This window comes from Streptomyces sp. M2CJ-2, assembly GCF_016757295.1.
GTDB lineage: Bacteria > Actinomycetota > Actinomycetes > Streptomycetales > Streptomycetaceae > Streptomyces.
On sequence record NZ_JAESIF010000157.1, the window covers coordinates 1 to 5,083 of the forward strand.

The following is a 5,083-nucleotide window of genomic DNA, read 5'->3' on the forward strand; positions in this document are numbered from 1 at the left end:
AGCGGCGGAGTGTGCTGCCTGTTCGACACCGGCGACGGCGGCCCCGAGCAAGTGTGCTGGCTCAACGGTGAGACCGCCCAGGAGATGGTCCCTGGTCCCCGCTTTCCGGATCGGCGAGCACTTGTGGCGAGTTGGTCCGACCTCGAGAGGTGAGCACCGGTGCCCCTTGACCAGCACAACCCCGGACGGATCATCCGAGTGTGGTCTTCAGGGGGAGCCCGTGAAGCTGCCGGTGTCGGCTTCGGTGAGGATGCCGAGTTTGACCAGGCGTTTCAGCTTGGCTCGGGTGCCTTTGATGTTCTTCGGCAGGCGTTGTCAGGTTGAGTGGTGGCCTTCTCGGGCGGCGTGATCATCCGTCTGGTCGAATCGCTGGAGGGGCTGTCCGTGGTGACGCCGTCGTACCAGGGTTTCCGCTTCCCTCCGGAGGTCATCTCCCACTGCGTGTGGCTGTACCACCGCTTCCACCTGAGCCTGCGCGACATTGAGGAGCTGATGCTCGAGCGCGGCATCGAGGTCAGCCACGAGACAGTCCACCAGTGGACGCGCCGGTTCGGCCCGGCTTATGCCGTTGCTCTGCGTCGGCGCCGTCCGGGGCCTGGTGACAAGTGGCTCCCCTGGGTCCCACAACCCTACGAACGGCTGCGGTGAGCCCAGAAAGAAGGTAGAGCCACTTGTCGCCGGGACGGGGGTGCCTGCGGCGCAGCGCGCCTGCGTAGGACTGCCCGAACTTCAGGCACCACCGGCGGATCGTCTCGTAGGACACGATGATGCCGCGCTCGAGCATCAGCTCCTCGACCTCGCGGAAGCTGAGCGGGAAGCGGAAGTACAGCCGCACGCAGTGGGAGATGATCTCCACCGGGTGCCGGTGCCCCTTGTACGAGGGCGGCGCGTTGTCCACGGATGACCCCTCCCAGCATCTTCAACCCGAAGATCATCCCCACCCGGTCCGCCAACGTGACAGTACCCCGCCGAGTGCTGCGGACCCGGATCCTGGGCGGTCTGATCAACGAGTACAGATATGCGGCGTGACGTGCAGCGGTGACTTTCCGAGCAGCACAGGATGCTTTATGGCATGCGCGTGACAATATGCCGCGCGCGACGGCAGGCAGGCCGGGACGGCTCAGCGCAGCACGTCCGCCCAGTTCGCGGGGACGCGGCCCGCCGGGCCGGGCGCCGGCTGGTCCGCCGGGTGGCTCACCGGCGGCGCGAGTTCGGGGCCGGTCTCGTACAGCTCGTTCGTGTCGTAGTTCCAGAACCAGCCCTCGCCCGGCTCGTAGCTGCGGATCACCGGGTGCCCGGTGGCCCGGTGGTGGGCGGTGGCGTGCTTGCCGGGGGAGTCGTCGCAGCAGCCGATGTGGCCGCACTGCGCACAGCGCCGCAGATGGAACCACCAGCCGCCCGCGGCGTCGCACTCGGCGCAGCCGGTGCCGCTGGGCGGGACGCGGGGGTCGATTTCGGTGTCGCTGGTCATGCCGGCTCCTGGGGTGTCGTACGGTCCTCGGACGTGAGCGGCGGCCCGTCGGACGAGGCGGAGGAGAGTGCCGTTCCGTCGGGTCCGACGGCGGCCAGGGGCAGCAGTACCCGGAAACGGGTGTCGCCAGGCACCGATTCCACGCCGATGCTGCCATGGTGCTTGGTGACGACGATCCGCCGGGAGATGTCCAGCCCCAGGCCGGTGCCCCGGCCGACCGGCTTGGTGGTGAAGAACGGGTCGAAGACGCGGTCGCGAATCTCCGGCGGCACGCCGGGCCCGGTGTCCCGGAACTCGACGAGAAGCTGGTCGTCGTGGAGCGCGGTGCGCACGGTCAGCGTGCCGTCGCCGCCCGCGCCGTCCATCGCACAGAGCGCGTTGTCGATCAAGTTGGTCCACACCTGGTTCAGTTCCGCCGGATAGGCGGGGATCCGCGGCAGCGTACGGTCGTACTCCTTGACGATCCTGATCCGCGGCCCGATCTTGCCGGACAGCATCAGCAGCGTGCTGTCGAGGAGTTCGTGCACGTCGGCGACCTGGTAGGGGGCGCGGTCCAGCTGGGAGTACTGCTTGGCGGCGTCCACCAGACGGGAGACTCGGGTGGTGGAGTCCGCGATCTCGTCCATGAGCAGCTCGGTCTCCACCGTGTAGTTGAGCCAGCCCACGGCGCCCGGCAGGATCTCCTGCCCGACGGCCGCCGCGACCTGCTCCAGCCAGTCCACGTCGAGCCCGGCCTGCACGAAGGTCGGAGCGATCTGCCAGCCCTGCTCGATGCCGTGGTCCTCCAGCCAGTCGGTGAGGGCGTCCTCGCGGTCGGCCACCTCCAGCGGGGTGAGTACCGGTGCCTTGGCGACCCGCTCGGCAGTACGTTGCTGGATGTCGATGAGATTCGCCAACTGGTCCTTGGAGAAAGAGCTTTCGGCGATGAGGGCGAGCTTGTGCCGCATCCTGGCCACCCGCTCCCGCAGCGTCGCGGTGGCTCGGACGGCGGCCGCCGCCGGGTTGTTGAGCTCATGGGTGAGTCCGGCGGACAACGACCCGAGCGCCAGCAGCCGCTCCCGCTGCCCTACGGCAGCCTGGGTGCTCTTCGCCCCGAAGAACAGCCCCTCCAGCAGATGCACCGCCATAGGGAACCACTCGCGCATGATGTCCGCGAACGTCTCGGCGGGCAGCACGAAGAACCGCGTCGGCTCCGTGACGCGCATCGAGTTGTTGTAGACCTGCCGCAGCCGGTCCCCGAGGTACGCCTGCATGGCGCCCGAATAAACCCCGCGCTGCGAGGACCGGATGACCTCCACGTCGTCGCCACCGACCCGGCGGGAGAGCACCACCGTGCCCTCCAGCATCACGTAGAAGCAGGCGGCCGGCTCGCCCTCGGTGTAGACCGGGCCGGGATCGAACCGCTCCATCCGCCCCTCGTGGCACAGCCGGCCCAGCTGTTCGCCCGACAGCTTCTCGAACAGGAACAGCGAGCCGATCTCCTTCGGGCTGCACGGCATCGGCCGGCCGCTCATGACTGCTCCAGATACCGGTGGGCGAGCATCACGGCCATGGCTCCCTCTCCTACGGCGGACGCGACCCGCTTGGCGGACTCCGCGCGCGCGTCACCCGCGACGAACACGCCGGGCACATTGGTCTCCAGGTGGTACGGCGGCCGGTCCAGCTCCCAGCCGGGAGGCGGACGTCCGTCGGGCGTGAGGTCGGGTCCGGCCAGGATGAACCCGTGGCCGTCCCTCAACACCGTGCCGTCCAGCCAGTCAGTCAGCGGGGCCGCGCCGATGAACACGAACATCCACTGGGTGTCGACCAGCTCGCTCCGCCCGCTCTCCGTGTCGCGCAGGGTCAGCTTCTCCAGATGGCCGGAGCCGTGCGCGGCCTCCACCACGGTGCCCGTGCGCACCGAGATGTTGGGGGCCTCCTCGATCTGCTGGACCAGGTAGTACGACATCGACGCCGACAGGGAGGAGCCCCGGGCCAGCAGGGTCACCGACTTGGCACCTCGTGCCAGGTACATCGCCGCCTGCCCCGCCGAGTTGGCGCCGCCCACGACGTAGACGTCCTGGCCCTGGCAGGACGGCGCCTCGGTCAGAGCCGAACCGTAGAACACCCCGCAGCCGGTCAGCTCCCGCGCGCCGGCCGCGGGCAGTTGTCGGTAGGACACCCCGGTCGCCAGGATCACGCTGTGTGCGGCGACCGCCGAGCCGTCCGAGAACCGTACGGTCCGGGCCGCGCCGCTCACCTCCAGGCCCGTCACCTCGCGTGCGGTGAGGATCTCGGCGCCGAACCTCGCCGCCTGCCGACGGGCCCGGCCGGTCAGCTGGGCGCCGGAGACGCCGTCGGGGAAACCCAGGTAGTTCTCGATCCGGGAGCTCTGCCCGGCCTGCCCGCCGGTCGCCGAGCGCTCCACGAGCACCGTCCGCAGCCCCTCCGAGGCCCCGTACACGGCAGCGCCGAGCCCGGCCGGGCCGCCGCCCACCACGACGAGGTCGTAGAAGTCGGCCGCCGGTGTCGTCGCCAGCCCCACGTGGGCCGCGAGCTCCGGTGCCTCCGGCTCCAGCAGGGGCGTGCCGTCCGGGGTGACCACCAGTGGCAGCCGCTGCCCGTCCTGCCCGGCGGCGGCCAGCAGCCGCCTGCCCTCGGGCTCGTCGGAGGAGTACCAGCGGTAGGGCACCTGGTTGCGGGCCAGGAACTCCCTCACCTGGGACGACCGCGCCGACCAGCGGTGCCCGACCACCTTGGTGCTGGGCACCGGCCGGTAGTCACTGCATCGCCAGGCCTGCAGCAGGTCGTCCAGGACCGGATAGAGCTTCTCCTCGGGCGGGTCCCAGGGCTTGAGGAGGTAGTGGTCCAGGTCGACGACGTTGATCGCGTCGATCGCCGCGTTGGTGTCCGCGTACGCGGTCAGCAGGACCCGCCGCGCGCCCGGGTACACGTCCAGGGCCTGTTCAAGGAACTCGATGCCGTTCATCTGCGGCATGCGGTAGTCGGCCAGGATGACGGCGACGAGGTCGCCGCGCAGTTTCAGCTCGCGCAGCGCGTCCAGCGCGGACTCGCCGGACTCCGCGCGCACGATCCGGTACGAGGCGCCGTAGCGCCGCCGTAGGTCCCGGGCGACGGCACGGGAGACCCCCGGGTCGTCGTCCACGGTCATGATGACGGTCCGCGTCGGCTCCACGGCCTGTGCCATGTGTCTGTCACCCCGCGTGGTCGGACAGGCGGCCAGGTGCACCCCTGCGGCACCGAGCCGGCTCCCGCCCATCGTATGTTCGATCGTCCATATTTGCCCGAGTGTGCGGAGGGGCGGGACAGGCTTACGGAGGAGGACCGGTGGCGCAAGGAGGAGGAGCACGCTGCCGCCGAGGCCCTGCACCGGTGGTCGGGCTTGTCGGTGGGTGGGGTGTCCGGTGTCTGGTGTCCGGTGGTGTCTGGTGTCCGGTGGGGTGGTGGGGTGGGTGGTGGTGTGCGGGGTTCGGGTGCCGGTTCTACGGTGGGGGGCATGGTGGTGATCGGTGGTGGGTGGCGGGGGGTGGGTGTCCGGGTCGGTGCGCTGGATGTGCTGGTGCCGGTGGTGCTGTTCGTGTTGTCGATCGCGGCCGCCTCCGCCATCCCGCA

General features: G+C 70.0%; 4 protein-coding genes and 2 pseudogenes. 2 read left to right on the forward strand and 4 right to left on the reverse strand.

What is annotated here, in order from left to right; translation table 11 throughout:
* Positions 1 to 384: 384 nt before the first annotated feature.
* Positions 385 to 558: pseudogene (locus tag JL475_RS37985) on the forward strand (IS6 family transposase); the annotation flags it as partial.
* 127 nt (positions 559 to 685) lie between these two features.
* Here the strand turns inward: JL475_RS37985 and JL475_RS40950 are convergent.
* Positions 686 to 898 (reverse strand): annotated as a pseudogene (locus tag JL475_RS40950) (IS6 family transposase); the annotation flags it as partial.
* 2 nt (positions 899 to 900) lie between these two features.
* Here JL475_RS40950 and JL475_RS41390 point away from each other — a divergent pair.
* Positions 901 to 1,029, forward strand: a complete 129-nt coding sequence (locus JL475_RS41390; protein ID WP_272933035.1) for a hypothetical protein — start codon at positions 901 to 903, stop codon at positions 1,027 to 1,029.
* A gap of 91 nt (positions 1,030 to 1,120) precedes the next feature.
* Here JL475_RS41390 and JL475_RS37990 read toward each other — a convergent pair whose 3' ends face one another.
* The 3 genes from JL475_RS37990 to JL475_RS38000 are packed head-to-tail and all read right to left on the reverse strand — an operon-like array spanning position 1,121 to position 4,658.
* Positions 1,121 to 1,471, reverse strand: a complete 351-nt coding sequence (locus tag JL475_RS37990; protein ID WP_202282766.1) for a UBP-type zinc finger domain-containing protein — start codon at positions 1,469 to 1,471, stop codon at positions 1,121 to 1,123.
* Entirely contained in the window at positions 1,468 to 2,985 is a 1,518-nt protein-coding gene (locus JL475_RS37995; protein WP_202282767.1) for an ATP-binding protein, read from the reverse strand. Before JL475_RS37995 ends, JL475_RS37990 begins: the two co-directional genes overlap by 4 nt.
* Positions 2,982 to 4,658 carry an FAD-dependent oxidoreductase gene (locus tag JL475_RS38000; RefSeq protein ID WP_202282768.1) on the reverse strand — a complete coding sequence of 559 codons (1,677 nt, stop codon included), beginning with the start codon at positions 4,656 to 4,658 and terminating at the stop codon, positions 2,982 to 2,984. Before JL475_RS38000 ends, JL475_RS37995 begins: the two co-directional genes overlap by 4 nt.
* Positions 4,659 to 5,083 lie beyond the last annotated feature (425 nt).

Bases quoted from the DNA above. Each gene is read 5' to 3' on its own strand.
- JL475_RS41390 (WP_272933035.1), top strand. From the start codon at position 901: ATGACCCCTCCCAGCATCTTCAACCCGAAGATCATCCCCACCCGGTCC.
- JL475_RS37990 (WP_202282766.1), bottom strand. From the start codon at position 1,471: ATGACCAGCGACACCGAAATCGACCCCCGCGTCCCGCCCAGCGGCACC.
- JL475_RS38000 (WP_202282768.1), bottom strand. From the start codon at position 4,658: ATGGCACAGGCCGTGGAGCCGACGCGGACCGTCATCATGACCGTGGAC.
- JL475_RS37995 (WP_202282767.1), bottom strand. From the start codon at position 2,985: ATGAGCGGCCGGCCGATGCCGTGCAGCCCGAAGGAGATCGGCTCGCTG.